15 protein-coding genes are annotated in these 18,551 nt (G+C 47.5%); 7 read left to right on the top strand and 8 right to left on the bottom strand.

The genetic code is table 11. The features are described 5' to 3' along the window. Nucleotides 1-7: 7 nt before the first annotated feature. The 4 genes from V7S65_RS17480 to dprA all read right to left on the bottom strand — a co-directional run bounded on the left by V7S65_RS17480 (nucleotide 8) and on the right by dprA (nucleotide 5,195). Nucleotides 8-799, bottom strand: a complete 792-nt coding sequence (locus tag V7S65_RS17480) for an alpha/beta fold hydrolase (protein ID WP_336387422.1) — start codon at nucleotides 797-799, stop codon at nucleotides 8-10. Then, nucleotides 780-2,393, bottom strand: a complete 1,614-nt coding sequence (lnt, locus tag V7S65_RS17475; protein ID WP_079469356.1) for an apolipoprotein N-acyltransferase — start codon at nucleotides 2,391-2,393, stop codon at nucleotides 780-782. Before lnt ends, V7S65_RS17480 begins: the two co-directional genes overlap by 20 nt. A gap of 110 nt (nucleotides 2,394-2,503) precedes the next feature. Continuing rightward, entirely contained in the window at nucleotides 2,504-3,976 is a 1,473-nt protein-coding gene (gene guaB / locus V7S65_RS17470) for an IMP dehydrogenase (protein ID WP_079469355.1), read from the bottom strand. Between the two features lie 109 nt (nucleotides 3,977-4,085). Further along, on the bottom strand, nucleotides 4,086-5,195 hold the full coding sequence (gene dprA / locus V7S65_RS17465; protein ID WP_336387421.1) for a DNA-processing protein DprA: 1,110 nt from the start codon (nucleotides 5,193-5,195) through the stop codon (nucleotides 4,086-4,088). Nucleotides 5,196-5,293: 98 nt separating this feature from the next. Here dprA and V7S65_RS17460 point away from each other — a divergent pair, with 98 nt between their 5' ends. Next, entirely contained in the window at nucleotides 5,294-6,094 is an 801-nt protein-coding gene (locus V7S65_RS17460) for a 5'-nucleotidase, lipoprotein e(P4) family (RefSeq protein ID WP_227024400.1), read from the top strand. A 217-nt stretch (nucleotides 6,095-6,311) separates the two neighbouring features. Here V7S65_RS17460 and V7S65_RS17455 read toward each other — a convergent pair whose 3' ends face one another. From V7S65_RS17455 to pckA, 4 genes are all read right to left on the bottom strand, one after another. After that, nucleotides 6,312-8,204, bottom strand: coding sequence for an OmpA family protein (locus tag V7S65_RS17455; protein WP_336387420.1), 1,893 nt, complete (start codon nucleotides 8,202-8,204; stop codon nucleotides 6,312-6,314). Between the two features lie 143 nt (nucleotides 8,205-8,347). Further along, nucleotides 8,348-8,974, bottom strand: coding sequence for a 7-carboxy-7-deazaguanine synthase QueE (locus V7S65_RS17450; RefSeq protein WP_079469352.1), 627 nt, complete (start codon nucleotides 8,972-8,974; stop codon nucleotides 8,348-8,350). Nucleotides 8,975-9,067: 93 nt separating this feature from the next. After that, complete coding sequence (folD, locus tag V7S65_RS17445) at nucleotides 9,068-9,955, bottom strand: bifunctional methylenetetrahydrofolate dehydrogenase/methenyltetrahydrofolate cyclohydrolase FolD (protein WP_079469351.1); 888 nt, start codon at nucleotides 9,953-9,955, stop codon at nucleotides 9,068-9,070. Between the two features lie 264 nt (nucleotides 9,956-10,219). Next, nucleotides 10,220-11,821, bottom strand: coding sequence for a phosphoenolpyruvate carboxykinase (ATP) (gene pckA / locus V7S65_RS17440; RefSeq protein ID WP_336387419.1), 1,602 nt, complete (start codon nucleotides 11,819-11,821; stop codon nucleotides 10,220-10,222). A gap of 324 nt (nucleotides 11,822-12,145) precedes the next feature. Here pckA and V7S65_RS17435 point away from each other — a divergent pair, with 324 nt between their 5' ends. The 6 genes from V7S65_RS17435 (at nucleotide 12,146) to V7S65_RS17410 (ending at nucleotide 18,519) form a co-directional block, all read left to right on the top strand. After that, the gene (locus tag V7S65_RS17435) at nucleotides 12,146-13,438 is read left to right on the top strand and encodes an aminopeptidase P N-terminal domain-containing protein (protein ID WP_336387418.1); all 1,293 of its coding nucleotides are present in this window, start codon (nucleotides 12,146-12,148) and stop codon (nucleotides 13,436-13,438) included. Nucleotides 13,439-13,557: 119 nt separating this feature from the next. Continuing rightward, complete coding sequence (locus V7S65_RS17430) at nucleotides 13,558-14,325, top strand: CDP-alcohol phosphatidyltransferase family protein (RefSeq protein ID WP_079469348.1); 768 nt, start codon at nucleotides 13,558-13,560, stop codon at nucleotides 14,323-14,325. 46 nt (nucleotides 14,326-14,371) lie between these two features. Beyond that, nucleotides 14,372-14,617 carry a phosphoribosylformylglycinamidine synthase subunit PurS gene (purS, locus tag V7S65_RS17425; protein WP_079469347.1) on the top strand — a complete coding sequence of 82 codons (246 nt, stop codon included), beginning with the start codon at nucleotides 14,372-14,374 and terminating at the stop codon, nucleotides 14,615-14,617. Between the two features lie 102 nt (nucleotides 14,618-14,719). Then, nucleotides 14,720-15,388, top strand: coding sequence for a 16S rRNA (cytidine(1402)-2'-O)-methyltransferase (gene rsmI, locus V7S65_RS17420; RefSeq protein ID WP_079469346.1), 669 nt, complete (start codon nucleotides 14,720-14,722; stop codon nucleotides 15,386-15,388). Between the two features lie 79 nt (nucleotides 15,389-15,467). Then, nucleotides 15,468-16,538 carry a winged helix DNA-binding domain-containing protein gene (locus V7S65_RS17415; RefSeq protein WP_336387417.1) on the top strand — a complete coding sequence of 357 codons (1,071 nt, stop codon included), beginning with the start codon at nucleotides 15,468-15,470 and terminating at the stop codon, nucleotides 16,536-16,538. Nucleotides 16,539-16,629: 91 nt separating this feature from the next. Continuing rightward, nucleotides 16,630-18,519: a M1 family metallopeptidase gene (locus V7S65_RS17410; protein ID WP_336387416.1), complete on the top strand. Its 1,890-nt coding sequence runs from the start codon at nucleotides 16,630-16,632 to the stop codon at nucleotides 18,517-18,519. Nucleotides 18,520-18,551 lie beyond the last annotated feature (32 nt).

Below are 18,551 nucleotides of genomic sequence, written 5' to 3'. Positions count from 1 at the left end.
TTTTAGATTATAGTTGACAAAATGCTATAAACTGTTCCAATATCACATTGCTCTCTTCCGCTATTTCCCACATGCCCATGTGGCCCACGTTTTCAAAAATATGTATACTGCTGATCGGGGGTAAAGTTATCTGAGATAGCACGTTATCCAGCGGCACTGCATTATCATCTTTCCCGATCATAAATAACACCGGCGCACGGAGGGTTTTCAATACTCCTGTCCGGTCCGGCCTCACTGCCATTGCTTCGTAATACGCTACCAGGGCGGGAAGCTGGCATTCCATGCCCAGTTTTACATAGGCGTCTATTAATTCGTTGTGTTTACTTTTGGTAGCAGGACTAAACATATTCGGCAATGTTTGCCGTAGAAATGTTTCTGCTCCATATTGTTCCATCATCCGGATGGATTTGCGTCTTCCTTCTTTTTTCTCTTCACTGTCTGCTTTCGCGGTAGAATGAAAGAGGCCGAGTCCTTTCAACAGCGCCGGATACTTTTCCGCCAGCGCCAGTGCAATGTAGCCACCCATAGAGTGACCGATAATAACTGCTTCACTGATGTTTTCTGCTAACAGGATGGCATATACGTACTCCGCCATAGATTCAATGGTAAGTGGAGTAGTAAGCGGCGATAATGCGGTTCCGGGTAAATCAGGGATAATAATCCGGTAATGCTCTTTTAGTCGCGTTGTTTGGTTGTCCCAAAGCGTGGCATTTTCTGAAAAACCGTGTATAAGCACTATCGTTGCACCTTTGCCTTCGTCAAGCCAGGTGATGTTTCCGTTATTGATTGATTTCCGCATGTCTTAAGCCGGGAATAAATCGTGAAATAAAAGCATGTACCACTAACAAGATACAAAATATTAGTGCTGCTTTGGAAACCAGGTCACCATTTTTTACATAGAACGTAATACCTGCCTCCGGTGTTACAGTTGCTTTAAAAACAGCTTCTTTCCAATAGGGCTGCGGCTGATGCACGTTCCCCGACGGGTCTATCACGGCCGATATACCGGTATTGGCACACCGGGCTATCCAGCGCCGGGTTTCAATGGCGCGGATCCGGGCATATTGTAAATGCTGCCGGTGTCCTTCGGTGTTTCCCCACCATCCGTCGTTGGTTATAATGACTAATAAATTAGCACCGGGTTTAATATGGGTGGCCATGTAATTGCTAAACACGGATTCATAACAGATTACAGGAAATACGTTGATGCTGTCCTGGGGATTGGTGAACATTTCCACACCCGGCATCCTGCCATAGCTGCCTGAGATACCGCCAAAATCCAGCGCAACGCTCTGCATAAACGATAAATAACCTACATAGGGCACCAGTTCGGCGCCGGGCACCAGCTCATATTTATGATACACCTGGATATTGCGGGATGTATCTACCTGTATGGCGCTATTGTAGGCATCCCAACGGGTGCCGTCATTCATGGTCCGGGCGGTATTGGGTATTTCATCGGTAGTAGTGTAGCGTTTCATGGTGGCTGCACCGCTGATGAGCTTTGCCTTCGGATATTTACGCAGCATTTCACGGACAGCGATAATTTCCGGCTGATAGTTCAGCTCATGTTCCCATGCTCCCTGTGGGAACAATGCCGTTTCCGGCCATATAATATAACGGGTATTGCTATCCGCTTTTTCTTCAGTGAGATGTAAAAATTTACCAAGCTGCTCCATCGCCGATCCGGCGCTGAACTTTTCATCATAGGGATCTATATTCGGCTGCACAATCACGATCTCTGTTTTCCGGGCAGGGTTATCTGCCGGTGCAGATATAAAGGCAGAAATAATCAGCGGTAACCCAATCACCAGCAGGGGCTTCCAGCTTTCTCCCAACAGGATCTGTTTCCAGGTAAAATCGTATAGACGGGCCCGTTTCCATACATTGTAAATAACAACGTTGGCTAACAATACCCAGAAAGTACCTCCGCTGGTACCGGTATATTCATACCACTGGATCCATCCCGGCCGCAGCGCAAAGGCATGGCCAAGCACCAGCCACGGCCAGCTGAATTCCCAGGTCTGATGAATGTATTCAAACGTTAACCAATATACGATCAAGGCAAAATAAGACACTGACTCCGGCAATTTCCGCTTCGTATTTTTGAAACCCAGCCAGGGAATACTCATCAGCAGGGCGTTGAAGCAATTGGCGAAAACACCGCTCAGCGGAAGGGTGGTATTACCCACCCACCAGGTGGATGCTACGTTCCAAACGAGGAAAGCCAGGAAAAGAAGACCAAAATATTTCCAGCGGTGCTGCACCTTATCGCTGATATACAATAAGGGCGTAAAGGCGATGAAAATAAGCGGGGTAAGTGGCAGGGTAGGCCAGGCAAGCCAGCAAATCAAACCACTCAATATACTCAGCAACAGGTAAGGCTTCTTCATTTAAGCATTGCGGATTATGAATTACGAATTACGACGAAGATAAGCGCGGAATTACTGAAAACAAAAACGCCCGGTACTTTCATACCAGGCGTTTGTATTTAAAGTGTTGCTTATCTGCTGTAGTTAGGTGCTTCCTTTGTGATCACCACATCATGCGGGTGGTTTTCCTTTACGGTAGCAGCCGTAATTTTTACAAACTGCGCTCCCTGTAAAGCTTTGATGTCTTTGGAACCGGTAAGACCCATACCAGCCCGTAAACCACCTACAAATTGCTGTACTATTTCAGACAACATGCCTTTGTATGGAACACGGCCTACGATACCTTCCGGTACCAGTTTCTTGATATCATCTTCATCCTGGAAGTAACGGTCTTTACTACCTTCCTGCATGGCTTCGATAGAACCCATACCACGGTAAGATTTGAATTTACGTCCTTCGTAGATGATTGTTTCCCCGGGGCTTTCTTCCACTCCTGCAAAAATAGATCCTGCCATGATGGTAGAAGCGCCTGCGGCAAGAGCTTTCACCATGTCGCCGGTATAACGGATACCACCATCTGCAATTACCGGGATACCCAGTTTCTTCAATGCATCAGCAGCTTCCATTACAGCGGAAAGTTGTGGGAAACCTGCTCCTGTAACGATACGGGTAGTACAGATAGAACCAGGTCCTACACCTACTTTTACTGCATCGGCTCCTGCCTGTGCCAGTGCCAGTGCGCCTTCTGCGGTGGCTACGTTACCTGCAATCACCTGCAGTTTAGGGAATGTTTTCTTTAATTTCTTCAGGTTGTTCAATACGGCGATGGAATGACCGTGGGAGCTATCCAGGCAAACCACATCCACACCTACATTGATCAAAGCCTGTGCGCGTTCCAGCAAATCGGCAGTAATACCTAATGCTGCACCTACCAGTAAACGGCCAAATTCGTCTTTTACTGCATTGGGGTAGCTGGTCAGCTGAAGGATGTCACGGTAAGTGATCAATCCTGCCAGTTTGCCCTGCTTGTTAACAACCGGTAATTTTTCGATTTTATATTGCTGGAGAATTTTTTCTGCCTTTTTCAGGTCAGTGCCTTCCGGAGCAGTGATCAGGTTTTCGCTGGTCATTACTTCTTTTACAAGGCGTTTTTTATTTTTCTCAAACCGTAAGTCCCTGTTTGTCAGGATGCCTACTAGTTTGTTGTGGTCATCAATGATGGGAATACCGCCGATACCGTTTTCTTTCATCAGTCGCAGCGCTTCTCCGATGGTAGCATCCACCTTCAGCGTAACGGGATCAATGATCATTCCGCTTTCGCTGCGCTTTACACGTCTTACCATTTCGGCTTGCCGTTCGATGCTCATGTTCTTGTGGAGAATACCTATTCCGCCTTCCCTCGCGAGCGCAATCGCCAGCGTTGCTTCTGTAACAGTATCCATCGCTGCAGATACCATTGGTATATTCAGACGTATGTTTTTTGTTAATTGCGTAGAGAGATTTACTTCTTTAGGCAGAACTTCAGAGTAGGCCGGTACCAGGAGCACATCATCGAATGTAAGTCCGTCAGCTACAAATTTGGGTTTAGATTTTCCCGCAGGCATGATGCAACTATTAATCAGTTAAAAAATAATTGCACGCAAATGTACACCTAATTACCCAATAAATAAAATAATCACTCTCCACCGGGCCCGCCCGGTTGTTAATAAATCATTAACAAACCAGCTCGTAAAGCTGTCCGGGTAAGCTTCTGAGCACACTTTGCATTTCCAGGTTGAACACGGCGGTGGCTACCTGGCTCCCGGATAAACGGGTTTGCAGGTACAATTCTTCGAGGTGCCGCTGCGATTTTTCCCGGAAAAGCGACATAATCAGCTGTTCGTCCTCGCTTAGCTCCGGAAATAACCCGGGCTGTACCACCGGAGCCTTGCCGGCAGCGGTTTTCTCCTGCCAGCCCATGAGCGCCAGCACATCTTCGGGGCCTGTGAGCAGGGCGGCTTTGTTTTGTTTGATCAGGTAGTTGCAGCCGGCAGACTGGGGATCATGAAGCCTGCCGGGAATACAAAACACATCGCGGTTGTAGCCATTGGCCAGATCCGCTGTAATCAGCGATCCACCGCGCATCCCGCTTTCTATCACTATAGTGGCGTCGCAGATCCCGGCCACAATCCGGTTCCGCTTGGGAAAGTTTTGCCGGTCGGGCGTGGTTTGGCTCGGGAAGTCGGTGAGCAACCCGCCCTGCTCCAGCATTTGCACCGCCACCTGTTTATGTGCCGGCGGATAGATCCGGTCCAGCCCGTGTGCCAGCACCCCGATAGTAGGTATTTGGGCTTTTAAGGCCGTTTTATGGGCAATGATGTCAATACCATAGGCCAAACCACTCACAATGGTAATCCCCGCCTCAGAGAGTCCTTTAACCAAGGTTTCGCAAACACTCTTTCCGTAGGCGGAAGGATGCCGCGTGCCCACAATATTGATCATCCGCATGGCATTCAGTGAAGCGTTGCCTTTGTAATACAACATCGCCGGATTGTCGTAGCAATGAAGCAATCGCTGCGGATACGCCGGGTCTGTACAAAATAATGGCTGTATCCTGTACTTCTCCATAAAACTGATTTCATTTTCTATCTCCGCAAAATCACGGAAATTACGGATAGCGGCGGCCCTGATGGCGCCTACCGTTTCAATTCTTTCCAGCTCCTGTTTCCGCGCGTTGAAAATATTACCGGCACTGCCGAAATGCTCCAGCAGTTTTTTTACAGTTACATCGCCGATCAGGGGAATACGGGTTAATGCCAGTTGATACATGAGTTCCTGGGGCATAACAAACAATATTTCCGCATAATTTACAATTTTCCCGCGGCACTTTTTCTGCACAGCATGAATTATTTTTGCAGCTACCAACGGATATTTTTATGAAGATGAAATGGATACTGACAGGCGTAATGGTAGCAGGATTGTTTGCCTGTAAAACTACCCGGCCCGTAGCAGAAAAGAACACCGGATCGCAACTGATTCCCGGTGGACCGGCATGGGCCGCACTATGGCAGCAACAGTCCGGCGAATACAAGGCATTGTGCCTGCAGGCATACCAACTGGCTGCGCTCCGCCTCGATCAATACCTCGCCGCCAAAGGCAGCAAACCACTGGCAGTAGTTACAGACATCGACGAAACCGTGCTGGATAACAGCCCCTACTCTGTACACCAGGCATTAGCAGGTAAAACCTACGATGATAAAAGCTGGATGGAATGGACCGCCAAAGTCGCCGCAGACACGGTTCCCGGCGCACCTTCCTTTTTTAAGTATGCAGCTTCCAAAGGCGTAAAAGTATTTTATATCACCAACAGGGCCGAAAGCGAAAGAGCCGTTACTTTACAAAACCTGCAGCGCTACCAGTTCCCCGATGCTGATGATCAGCACCTGCTGCTGAAAACCACCACCTCCGGCAAAGAACCCCGCCGGCAACAGGTATTGCAGCAGTATGAAATTGTAATGCTGTTTGGAGATAACCTCGGCGACTTCTCCGCTACGTTCGACAAAAAACCTTTTGAAGAAAGAAATACAGCAGTGTTACAGGCAACCCCCAACTTCGGCAGCCGGTATATTGTATTGCCCAATCCGATGTATGGCGACTGGGAAGGAGCGTTATACAACTTCCAGTATAAATTAACCACGCAGCAAAAAGATTCTATTCTGCAAAGCAGGTTGCGGAACTACTAATATGCAGGGGGATCAGCGCGTAGGTTGTCTTTTTCAGGATTAAACTGATTAGACTGATTTAGGGATTTGATCACTTTTGATTATAACTGATTAGGGGAGATATAAGCGGGTATTCGCTTATATCTCCCCTAATCAGTTATAATCATTTATAAAATCCAAAAAGTAAAATCAAGGTAATCAGTCTAATCAGTTTAATCCTGAAAAAGACAACCTACGCTTACAGGCTGATAATCCGGAACACCGTCCGCCTGTTGGCGGCTCTTCCTTCTTCTGTATCGTTGGTGGCTACCGGGTCATTCTCTCCATAACCCTTTGCTGTAAGGCGATCCAGCGGGATACCTTTTTCTGTGAGGTAGCTTACCACCGCTTTGGCGCGGCTCTGCGAAAGCAGTTGATTGTCTTTGTCGGTACCTACATTATCAGTATACCCGGCGATCTCAATTTTTACGGTAGGGTTATCCTTTAGCAGGTTCACCAGTTTGTTGAGTTCCGTTACCGATTCAGGTTTCAGGTTATACTGTTTGCTGTCGAAGAAGATGTTATGCAATACGATGCTGGCATTGGCAGCCAGTGGCTGCAACGGAATATTTTTTTCGTAAGGGATACCGGGGTTGTGTTCTTTCAGCGAAAAATTATCTGAGTAAAAGAGATATCCTTTCCTGTTTACGTGCATGGCATAATCCTTTCCCACCGGTAGTGGCGCGAGGTAATCGCCGGTTTCATTGGTTTTAACGGTAGCGATATTATATCCGCCCTGGAGGTCAATGATATCTATGCTGGCGGTTAAGCGTTGGTGCGTGAGGGTATCATACACATAGCCTTTTACGTACAGTGTTTGCAGGGGGCGTGCTTCCGGGTAAAGTTCAAAGCGATAAATATCGAGGGTGCCGCGGGTATCAGACCGGTCGGAGGCGAAGTAGGCAGTTTTACCATTTGCTTCTACTACCAGCGAGGCGTCTTCATCAATGGTATTGATCGGGTAACCGAGGTTGGTGGCTGGTCCCCAGCTGCCGTCGGGTTGCCGCCGTGAATAAAAGATGTCGAGGCCGCCATATCCCGGATGCCCGTCGGAAGCAAAGTACAGCGTTTGTCCATCTGCGTGTATGAAGGGTGTGGTTTCCCTGCCGTTGGTATTGATATTGGGCCCCATTCTTTCGGGTACGCTCCATTGTCCGTTGGGTTGCCGGCTGGTTATAAATATATCTGCACCATGATCTGGTGTTTCACGTGCAAAATAAAGCGTTTGTTTGTCGGCGCTGAGGCAGGGTTGTGACTCCCAGTCGCGTGTATTAATGGGCGATCCCATATTCTTTGGTGCGGTCCAGCCCGAAGCGGTTTTTTCCGAGTAGTAGAGATCGCAGCTGCCTTTGCCTTCCGGAAATTCGCAGCCTGTGAATACCAGCATGGTACCATCTTGTGAAATGTTTTGTGCGCCTTCATTGAAAGAGGAGTTTACGGGTTCACCCATGTTTTGTGCCGCTGACCAGATGTTGTTGTCCCGGTACGTAATATAAAAATCTTCATTGCGGCCATTTACGCGCCTGGTGAAGATCAATGTTTTACTGTCAATAGTTAATGAGGGGAAGTATTCCGGATCTTTACTGTTTACCGGATCACCCAGGTTTTCCGGGTGGAATGGCACGGCTTGCCGGTTGTTGTTTACGGCAAATTCATAATTAACTTTCAGCTTCTCTGCATTTGCACTTTTCGATTTGATGGACGCAATGTATTGATTGATTAACTGTAACGCACCTACGAAATTCCCTGTGCCTGCCATCGCTTTTGAGTAAGGCACCATTACCGGCCGCAGCCCGCTGCTATCCAGTTGTTTTAGCTTCTCAAACGCGGAGGTGGCCGCTGCATAATCTTTCAGCTCCACATAACACAAGCCCATTTGTCCGTATGCATCAGTAAATCCGGGCGCCGTTTTAATGGCATCCTGCAGAAATCCGATAGCAGCTTTTGTCTGGTAAGTTCTTACGGCATCAATGGCGCGGTCAAAACTGGCTTTGGCTTTTTTAGGGGCGTTTTCATAGGTAACTGTCTGGGCCTGCAACAGCAGCCCGAAGCCCAGCAGGCAACTCAGTATTAACAGGGAGGTCTTTTTCATAGTATGTATTCGCAATGTAATTAACGAAAATACTATGAGAATAGTACAGCGATAAAGTGTTAAAAATATAATGGGAGATAAAAGTGAATCTATTCACCGTTATCTCCCAAAAACTTTTTAAAGATCCACAGAAATCAAATTATCTATGGAACATTAATATACTTATGGATCTGCAATGACATGGTCCATTCCGGATGATCCTTGATATACTCTGTTATCAGCGGCGTCATTTCTGCGCTGCGTTCCCATTCGGGCTGCAGGTACAGCTTACAATGCTTACCGGCTAAGGCAGCATATTTTTCTGCCCAGGCAAAATCCGTTTTATTAAAGATCACTACTTTCAGTTCATGCGCGGCCTTGCAGATTTCCGGCAGGGGCGCCTTGAACTTTTTGGGCGATAAAGTAATCCAGTCCCATTTGCCACTGAGCGGTGAAGAACCGGAGGTTTCAATATGCGTGTGAAAACCCTGTTTGTGCAGGGAACGGGTAAGTGCATCGAGGTTATGAAGCAATGGCTCACCACCGGTAACCACTGCAATACGGCCGGGATAGGCCGCTGCTTCGGTTACAATATCGGACACGGCTACCTGCGGATGCTTATCTGCATCCCAGCTGTCTTTTACATCACACCACACACAACCCACATCACAACCACCCAGTCTGATGAAATAGGCAGCCCGTCCCTGATGGTAGCCTTCACCCTGGATCGTGTAAAAGCGCTCCATCAGCGGGAGGGTATCGGTACTAATATTTATTGTTGTTACAGACATGACTTACTTCACAAAGGTCCGGTTTTTTTAGTTCCGGCTATATTTAATTCTATTTTCAAACCTCACGGGTTCGAATCCCTGACTCTCCGCAGATTAATTCATACTTCCTTTCAAGCCAATAGTGGCGTGATAGGTGTTTTTGAGCAAAGCGGCAATCGTCATCGGACCTACGCCACCCGGTACCGGGCTGATGTAGCTGCATTTAGGCGCTACTTCGTCAAACTTCACGTCACCTTTCAGGCGGAACCCGCTTTTCCTGGTGGCATCTTCCACACGGTTAATACCTACATCCACAATTACAGCGCCTTCTTTCACCATATCCGCTGTTACAAAATCCGGTCTGCCGATAGCGGCAATGATGATATCTGCCTGACGGCAAATTTCAGCCAGGTTATGCGTCTGGGAATGGGTAAGGGTAACGGTACAGTTACCTGGATTGGTATTGCGGCTCAGCAAAATGCTCATAGGCGTGCCTACAATATGGCTGCGACCTATTACTACTGCGTGTTTTCCTTTGGTCGGAATGTTGTAATGCTCCAGCATCAGCATAATACCATAGGGAGTAGCAGGAATAAAAGCAGGTAAACCACTTACCATTTTACCTACGTTCATGGGATGGAAACCATCCACATCTTTGCTCGGATCAATGGTGTTGATCACCAGCTCTTCATTGATATGTTTTGGTAAAGGTAATTGTACAAGGATACCATCCACATCCGGATTTTCATTCAGCAGAATGATCTGGTCCAGCAGATGCTTTTCAGAGATCTGCGCATCAAAACGCAGGAGGGTGGAATTGTAACCGCATTCTGCACATGATTTTACTTTGGATGCTACGTAGGTTTCACTTGCCGGATTATTACCTACCAATATGGCTGCCAGGTGAGGGACCTTTTTCCCAGCTGCCTTCAATTCAGCCACCTGTGCGGCTAATTGGGCCTTTATAGCCTCAGAAACGAGTTTACCGTCTAAAATTTGCATGTGCAAAGGTAAGAAAAAGCTGTATGTAATCAGCTATGGGAAATCAGCTTTTTAGGGAAGCGCTGCCGGAAGGAATGGAGACAATCGTCTTAAATCGTCCGAAGATCCAGCAAAACAAGCTCCTGTAAAGGAACTTGCTTTGCTCAGGCATTGCGCCCGTCAGGAACTTACGAGTTGTTCAGTGGAAATTATAAGGCAAAACTTAAATATAAATCTTCTTGTTGATATATGCAACCGAAGAGCCAGATCACAGTACTTTAGGAATTAAATTTTTGGCGCAGCATCCAGTATTTCCGGTGCTGATGCTCCTGCATATTTTTCAAAATTACGGATGAACTGTCCGGCCAGATCCTTTACCTGCCTGTCATAGGCGGCTTTATCTTCCCAGGTATTGCGTGGGTCCAGGATATTGGATGGAACGCCGGCGCAATTATCAGGGATTGAAAAACCGAATACAGGATGTGCGTGGAAAGTTTCCTTGTCAAGACTGCCATTCAACGCTGCCGTGATCATAGCACGGGTATACGACAACTTCATGCGGCTGCCGGTGCCATAAGCACCGCCGGTCCAGCCGGTGTTGATCAGCCATACATTAACATTGTATTTGCGCATTCTTTCACCCAGCATCTGCGCATATTGCGCCGGATGCAAAGGCATAAATGGTGCGCCGAAACACGCGCTGAACGTGGACTTCGGCTCTGTGACGCCCGCTTCGGTACCCGCCACTTTAGCCGTGTAGCCGGAAATGAACTGGTACATGGCCTGTCCGGGCGATAACCTGGAAACCGGCGGTAACACGCCATAGGCATCGCAGGTAAGAAAGAATATATTTTTTGGAATACCTCCCACAGAAGGTTCCAATGCGTTATCAATATAAGGCAGCGGATAAGATACGCGGGTGTTTTCCGTGATCCGGCAATCTGCATAGTTCACGGTATGGGTGCCGGGGAAAAAGTTGATATTTTCCAGCAGCGCGCCTTCACGCACAGCATGAAATATCTGCGGTTCTTTTTCTTCAGAAAGATCAATACATTTTGCATAACAACCGCCTTCAAAATTAAAGACGCCGGTAGCATTCCATCCGTGTTCATCATCACCGATGAGTTTCCGCGAAGGATCAGCGCTCAACGTGGTTTTGCCGGTGCCGCTCAAACCAAAGAAGATAGCAGTATCGCCGTCATCGCCTACGTTGGCGGAGCAATGCATGCTTAACACATTTTTGTTGTGCGGCAATTCGTAATTCAGGATCGTGAAAATGCCTTTCTTGATTTCACCGGTATAGGCGCTGCCACCTATGAGGATAATTTTTTTGGTGAAATTCACTACGGAGAAATTCTGCTGCCGCGTGCCGTCAGTGGCAGGATCTGCCAGACAGCCGGGCGCTTGGATAACGGTCCAATCGGGATGCATGTAATCCAGTTCATCTTCCGAAGGACGTAAAAACATGTTGTAGGCAAACAGACTTGACCACGGCAGTTCTGTAATTACTTTGATGTTGACCCGGTAGTCCTGGTCGGCACATGCATAGCAATCACGTACCCACACGTCTTTCCCGCTGAAATAACGGGTGATTCTGCTGTATAAACGATCAAAATTTTCTTCAGAAATGGGGAGGTTAAAATCGTTCCAGTTAACAGTGTCCGTTGTGATGTTGTCTTTTACAATGAATTTATCTTTGGGTGAGCGGCCGGTAAATTCGCCGGTGTTTACAGCTAATGCCCCTGTATCGGCATATACCCCTTGTTTACGGGCGACCGTTTGCTCCGCCAGTTTTTCGGGTGAAAGTTGGTAATAGACGTTCGTTACGTTCTCTATGCCAAGTCCCCGTAAGTCAGCAACTGGATTCCTTACGCTACTCATTTGCATAAAAGCAAGATTGTTTTGGTGTAAAAGCAAAACTAGCGATTTTTTGATATTGTCAAATTTTATAGGTGTTATACCATTGAAATTTAGAAATTAAATACCGGTTTAGGGGTGGTTGTTGCGATATCTTCAAAATGTCCACTTTTCATTGCAGGATTATCTAACCATATTTGAGAGAATATACTATTAAATAATTGTAAGGAAATATTAGTACGATTTTGTCATTTAATGATGCAGATATTGACCGATTTGCCGGTTCTGACCTTTTTCACATTTCTACCTCCCGAATTTTACATAGGTTTGAAGCCTCATTTGAAATTAAGCGATATGAAGAATCTGCCCTTGGATCCGCAGCTGTTCGTGAAGAACCGCCAGCGTTTTGTGGCTAAAATGCAGCCACAGTCTATAGCTATTATTAACTCCAATGACGAACTGCCCACCAATGGCGACGCCTTGTATAAGTTCAAACAGAACTCGGATCTGTATTGGCTTACAGGCATTGATCAGGAGGATACGATGGTAGTGTTGTATCCCGATAACCCGGATCCGAAGTACCGCGAAGTATTGGTACTGGTGCGGCCTAACGAGTTAAAGGAAAAGTGGGATGGTCACAGGTTGCGCAAAGACGAGGCATACGCCGTGTCTGGTATGAGCACCGTAGTTTGGCTCGATAGCCTCGATGCGCTTTTACAACAGTGGATCAACGAAGCCGCCAACATCTACCTGAATTCCAACGAAAATAACCGCAAGGCAAACCTCGTACCGGTAAAAGATTACCGCTATGTACAGGAACTGAAAGTACGCTACCCGCTGCATAACTATCTGCGTGCAGCCGTTATCTTTAAAGAACTGCGCGCAGTAAAAACGCCGGAAGAAATCAAGGTAATGCAGGAAGCAATGGATATCACGGAAAAGACTTTCCGCCGCTTACTGAAATTCATTAAACCCGGCGTATGGGAACATGAAATTCATGCGGAAATTTTACACGAATTCCTCCGCAACCGCTCTGCCGGTGAAGCTTATAGCTCTATCATCGCTTCCGGCGACCGCGCACGCACGCTGCACTATATTTCCAATAACCAGGAATGTAAAGACGGAGAAGTGATCCTGATGGACTTTGGTGCAGAATACGGCGGATACAACGCCGATCTTACGCGTTCCGTACCGGTAAATGGTAAGTTTTCGCCACGCCAGCGCCAGGTATACGATGCCTGCCTGCACCTGCATAACTACGCCAAATCCATTCTCCGCCCGGGTATCACCATTGCCAAATACCACGAAATGGTAGGAGAGGAAGCCACTAAACAATTTATAAAAATCGGGCTGCTCACAGAAGAACAGGTGAAAAACCAGGACCCGGAAACACCGGCCTACCGCAAATACCTGTACCACGGTATTTCCCACCACCTCGGTATAGATGTGCACGACCTCGGCCCTTCTTTCCATCAGCCTATCCCGGTAGGCGCTGTAATGACCATCGAACCAGGTATTTATATTGAAGAAGAACAACTGGGTATCCGCATCGAAAACAATATCTGGCTCACCGCCGATGGTAATGTGGACCTGATGAAGAATATTCCTATCACGGCAGATGAAATTGAAGCCCTGATGGCCAAATAATAATGATGATTTGTGATTATCCTGGTTAGCAAAGATTAAAAGATAGATGATATAATATAATTGTCAATATTCTATCTTCGCTCATCAGGATAATCACAAAATCATCATAATCACAGTTAATGAAACAAATACCGAATATTCTTACCCTATGTAACCTCTTCTGCGGTGCACTGGCCATTATCTGCATACTGCATGCGCCCGAATACCGCGCGGAAATTAACGGCGCCGACTATACGATTATCAGCCCGGAGCCTGTATACTGGGCATCCGCACTGGTGGTGATTGCGGGGATTTTCGATTTTTTTGATGGTATGATAGCCCGTCTACTCAAAGTATCGGGCCCTATGGGTAAGGAACTCGATTCACTGGCTGATGTAGTAACCTTTGGTGTGGTACCCGGCATGATGCTGTACCGCCTCCTGCGCAGCGCTTATTTTCAGCAACCCGATGTTTTTGATGTATCCATTATAAATCTGGCCCCGGCCTTACTGGTGCCCTGCTTCGCCGCTTACCGCCTCGCCAAGTTCAATATAGATACCCGCCAGTCCGAAAACTTTATTGGGGTGCCCACTCCCGCAGTAGCCCTGCTGGTAGCCTCTTTCCCCCTCATCCTTTTATTTAATCCCTTCAACCTGGCCCACTGGTTCCAGAATATCTGGGTATTATATATCACTATTGCGCTGCTCTGCTACCTGATGGTGGCGGAAATACCAATGATCAGCCTGAAGTTCAAAAGCAAAAGCCTGGCCGACAACTGGCCCCGCTTCTTACTGATCCTGCTCACCCTGGTAAGCATACCGCTCCTGAAGTTCGCTACCGTTCCCTTTATATTTATTTGTTACGTAATATTATCGGTAGTGGCGCCGCCGAAAATAGAAGCGGTTTAACATTCTGGATTTTTTGATGTAGGTTTGCGGCAAAATTTCTAGCACAATGACTTTTACTGCACATATCAATGTGATGCCACTGAAAGAATTATTAGATCCGCAAGGTAAAGCGGTAATGAGTGGTCTCAAGAACCTCGGCCTGGGCCAGGTACAAGATGTACGTATTGGTAAACACATTACTCTGCAAATTGAAGCCGCCAGCCAGGAAGAAGCAAGGCAGATCGCTGAAACTGCCTGCCAGAAACTGCTGGCAAACCAGGTAATGGAATCTTTTGAAGTACAAATACAATAATTAATTGCGAATTGCGGATAACGGAGCTGTGGGGAGATGACTGGTAAAGTCTCCGGACTGCATCTCCCCACACATTCGTAATTCGTAATTCGTAATTAAATTATGAAATTATATCTCGTTCCATCTCCTATTGGCAACCTCGCCGATATTACCTACCGGGCCGTAAAAGTACTCGAAGAAGCAGATCTTATCCTCGCGGAAGATACCCGTACTTCCAGCGTATTACTGCGGCATTACCAGATCAATAAACCCGTTACACCCTACCATCAGCACAATGAGCATAAAATAGTGCAACACCTCCTGCAACAGCTGCAGGGCGGTAAAACAATGGCTATGCTCACCGATGCCGGTACCCCCGGAGTTTCTGATCCCGGCTTTTTACTGGTTAGGGAATGCGCCCGCGCCGGCGTACCGGTAGAATGCCTCCCCGGCGCCACCGCCTTTGTACCCGCACTGGTAAACAGCGGTATCCCCATGACCCGCTTCGCCTTTGAAGGATTCTTCCCCCTCAAGAAAGGCCGCCACACCCTCTTTACGAAACTGGCCACCGAAGAACGGACCATCGTTTTTTATGAGTCGCCTATGAGACTGCTCAGAACCCTCTCCGATCTGATCCAGTATTTCGGACCAGACCGCCAATGCTGCGTATGCCGCGAACTCACCAAAATGTTCGAGGAAAATAAACGCGGCACATTACAGGAAGTACACGATTACTTCGCTGAAAAAGGCGTAAAAGGAGAAATTGTAGTAGTGGTGCAGGGCGTTGAATAATTATTTTTACCTTCCGGTTAGTTGCTGACATACTATTGTCGTACCCGTGCAGTTGTTTTGTATAACAAATCATTTAGCCATGCCCGTTACAGATATCGCCGCACTGCGACTGCAACATCAGCAGTTGCTGAAAACAGCTTTCAAAAAACCGCAGGACATCGTGGCCTTCTTTGGCGCCATGCAGGCACAGGAACACGCCAACAGCAAATGGGGCATCGGCGCACGGCTCCCCGGCTGTACAGACGCGGACATAGAAAAAGCCATCAGCCACAAATCCATTATCCGCACCACCGCCTTCCGCGGTACCCTGCACCTCATAGCCCCCGCCGATGTACGCTGGATCCTGCAACTCATTGCTCCCACCATAAAAGCCCGCATGGGCAGCATGATGCGCAAACTGGAAATGGACAATGCCCTCCTGCAGAAAACCAATCAATATATCACCAAAGCATTACAGGGAGGAAACCACCTCACCCGCAAAGAACTCACCACCCTGTTACAGGAAAAGGGAATCAATACTGACGACCACCGCATGAACCACATCATCTATCACGCGGCGGCAGATGGAATTATCTGTAACGGCCCTCTCAGCGGGAAACAATTTACCTACACACTCCTCGATGAATGGCTGCCCGGCACGGCAACACTCAATAAACAGGCGTCGCTGGTTACCCTGGCTAAACGCTACTTTATCAGTCACGGCCCGGCTACCTTGCCCGATTTCGCCCAATGGGCCGGCCTCCCGCTCACGGATGCCCGGGCCGGACTGGAAGGCGCGCAATCCGCGTTAAAACCACTGGACGTAAACGGTACGGCCTACTGGATGGCCCCCGGGAAAAAACAAACCACACCTGATACCGCCCTGCTGTTACCCGCCTTCGATGAATATTTCATCGGGTATAAAGACCGCAGCACACTGATAGACATGCAGTTTGCCAAAAAGGTAATGACCATCAACGGTATCTTCAATCCTATCATGGTACAAAACGGGCAAATCATAGGTACCTGGAAACGCACCTTTAAAAAAGACAGTGTAACCATCGTTACCGATCCGTTTAAACCACTCAAAAAGGCCGGCCTGAAAGCGTTTGAGCCTGCCGCACAACGGTACGCCGGTTTTCTCGGACTCACCCTCCACAGTTTCTCCTGATTAACTTCCGGCCACATTACACTCATCAAATATCAGGGACAAAATCGCCAAATGATCCTTATTTTAGCTGTTTTAAACCAAATAAAACGGAATGAAGTACCGGGTTACAACAGGCAGCTGTATTGCCATCGCTTTGCTGGCGGGCAGCTGGTTACAACTAAGCGCTCAATCTGACCGCTGGCAACAGAGAGTAAAGTATACGATGGATGTGAAGGTGGATGCACCGGCCAATCAGTTCAAAGGACAACAACACCTTGAATATTACAACAACTCCCCCGATACATTAAAGAAAGTTTTTTATCACCTCTACTGGAACGCCTTTCAGCCCGGCAGCATGATGGATGTACGCAGCCGTGAATTGGGAAAAATTGTAATAGGAAGAGATAAGAAAGGGAATGAACGCCGCGACTGGGACAACCGCGTACGCGACCGCATCTCCCAACTGAAACCCGATGAAATAGGCTACCAGAAAATCATCTCCCTGAAACGCGATGGAAAACCACAGGACTTCAAAGTAGTGGAAACCATCCTGGAAGTGCCGCTGGATAAGCCTATCCTGCCACACTCCAAAGCTGTTTTTGATATGGAGTTTGCCTCACAGGTGCCGGTACAGATCCGTCGCAGTGGCCGCAATAATGCCGAAGGAGTGGACTTCTCTATGGCACAGTGGTACCCTAAAATGTGCGAATACGATTACGAAGGATGGCACGCCACTCCTTACATCGCCCGCGAATTTTACGGCGTATGGGGCGATTATGATGTAAAAATCACCATCGATAAAAAATACGTGATTGGCGGTACAGGCTACCTGCAAAACCCCGATCAGATTGGGCACGGATACGAGAAACCAGGCGTTAAAGTAACACCCCCCACCGGCAACACGCTCACCTGGCATTTCATTGCACCCAATGTGCATGATTTTATGTGGGCCGCCGATCCGGATTACAAACACATCACGCAGAAAGTGGATGGCTTTACGGCTCACTTCTTTTATATCGACAACGAATACACGCACAATACCTGGCCGCAGCTGGCGAAGATGGTGCCTGCTGCCTATGCCTACATCAAAGCGCATTACGGCGCCTATCCGTATGAGCAATACTCTTTCATACAAGGCGGCGATGGCGGTATGGAATATCCAATGGGTACCCTCATTATGGGCAACGGTAAAATGGATGGTCTGTATGGTGTAGCCATGCACGAATGGATGCACAGCTGGTACCAGGGAATGCTGGCAACCAACGAAAGCCTGTACCCCTGGATGGATGAAGGCTTCACTACCTTTGCGGAAAACAATGTGATCTTTAACACCATCGATTCACTGAAAGGCCGCGATGCACAGGAAGATGCATATGCAGGTTATTTTGCGCTGGCAAGAAGTCCTTTTGAAGAACCCGCTACCACACATGCCGATCACTTTAACACTAACTATGGTTATAGCCTTACTGCCTATTCCAAAGGCGCTGTATTCCTGGAACAGTTGGGTTATGTAATTGGCGCGCAAAACCGCGATAATGGCCTGTTACGCTACTATAACGAATGGCGCTTCAAACATCCGAACGTGAATGATTTTGTACGGGTAATGGAAAAAGAAAGCGGTATTGAACTGGACTGGTACAAGCAATATTTTATCAATGCAGTAAAGCATATCGACTATGGTATCGACAGCGTTTTTGCAAAAGGTAATAAAACAGTAGTGCGTTTACGCAGGGTAGGATATATGCCGATGCCCATCGACTTTATGGTAACGGATAAGAGCGGTAATAAAGTGCTGCACTATATTCCGTTGTCCATCATGTACGGCGAAAAGCCTAATGAGTATCCGAATGTAAAACGTATAGTCGACCCCGTTTGGTACTGGACTAACCCCGTTTATGAAGTAGAACTGGATACTCCGCTGGCAGATATTAAAGAGCTGGAAATAGATCCCAGTCAGCGTATGGCAGATGTGGACAGAAGTAATAACAAAGCAGTGTCTTAATATACACCAATAATAAAGTTCGTACCGGGATG

The organism is Chitinophaga sp. CCNWYY40, assembly GCF_037483205.1.
Classification (GTDB): domain Bacteria; phylum Bacteroidota; class Bacteroidia; order Chitinophagales; family Chitinophagaceae; genus Chitinophaga; species Chitinophaga ginsengisegetis.
The sequence above is the reverse complement of the archived record's forward strand: the minus strand, read 5'-3'. Positions and strand labels throughout refer to the sequence as shown.

Coding starts and splice junctions, on each gene's coding strand:
- V7S65_RS17480 (WP_336387422.1), bottom strand. CDS start 799: ATGCGGAAATCAATCAATAACGGAAACATCACCTGGCTTGACGAAGGC.
- lnt (WP_079469356.1), bottom strand. CDS start 2,393: ATGAAGAAGCCTTACCTGTTGCTGAGTATATTGAGTGGTTTGATTTGC.
- guaB (WP_079469355.1), bottom strand. CDS start 3,976: ATGCCTGCGGGAAAATCTAAACCCAAATTTGTAGCTGACGGACTTACA.
- dprA (WP_336387421.1), bottom strand. CDS start 5,195: ATGCCCCAGGAACTCATGTATCAACTGGCATTAACCCGTATTCCCCTG.
- V7S65_RS17460 (WP_227024400.1), top strand. CDS start 5,294: ATGAAATGGATACTGACAGGCGTAATGGTAGCAGGATTGTTTGCCTGT.
- V7S65_RS17455 (WP_336387420.1), bottom strand. CDS start 8,204: ATGAAAAAGACCTCCCTGTTAATACTGAGTTGCCTGCTGGGCTTCGGG.
- V7S65_RS17450 (WP_079469352.1), bottom strand. CDS start 8,974: ATGTCTGTAACAACAATAAATATTAGTACCGATACCCTCCCGCTGATG.
- folD (WP_079469351.1), bottom strand. CDS start 9,955: ATGCAAATTTTAGACGGTAAACTCGTTTCTGAGGCTATAAAGGCCCAA.
- pckA (WP_336387419.1), bottom strand. CDS start 11,821: ATGCAAATGAGTAGCGTAAGGAATCCAGTTGCTGACTTACGGGGACTT.
- V7S65_RS17435 (WP_336387418.1), top strand. CDS start 12,146: ATGAAGAATCTGCCCTTGGATCCGCAGCTGTTCGTGAAGAACCGCCAG.
- V7S65_RS17430 (WP_079469348.1), top strand. CDS start 13,558: ATGAAACAAATACCGAATATTCTTACCCTATGTAACCTCTTCTGCGGT.
- purS (WP_079469347.1), top strand. CDS start 14,372: ATGACTTTTACTGCACATATCAATGTGATGCCACTGAAAGAATTATTA.
- rsmI (WP_079469346.1), top strand. CDS start 14,720: ATGAAATTATATCTCGTTCCATCTCCTATTGGCAACCTCGCCGATATT.
- V7S65_RS17415 (WP_336387417.1), top strand. CDS start 15,468: ATGCCCGTTACAGATATCGCCGCACTGCGACTGCAACATCAGCAGTTG.
- V7S65_RS17410 (WP_336387416.1), top strand. CDS start 16,630: ATGAAGTACCGGGTTACAACAGGCAGCTGTATTGCCATCGCTTTGCTG.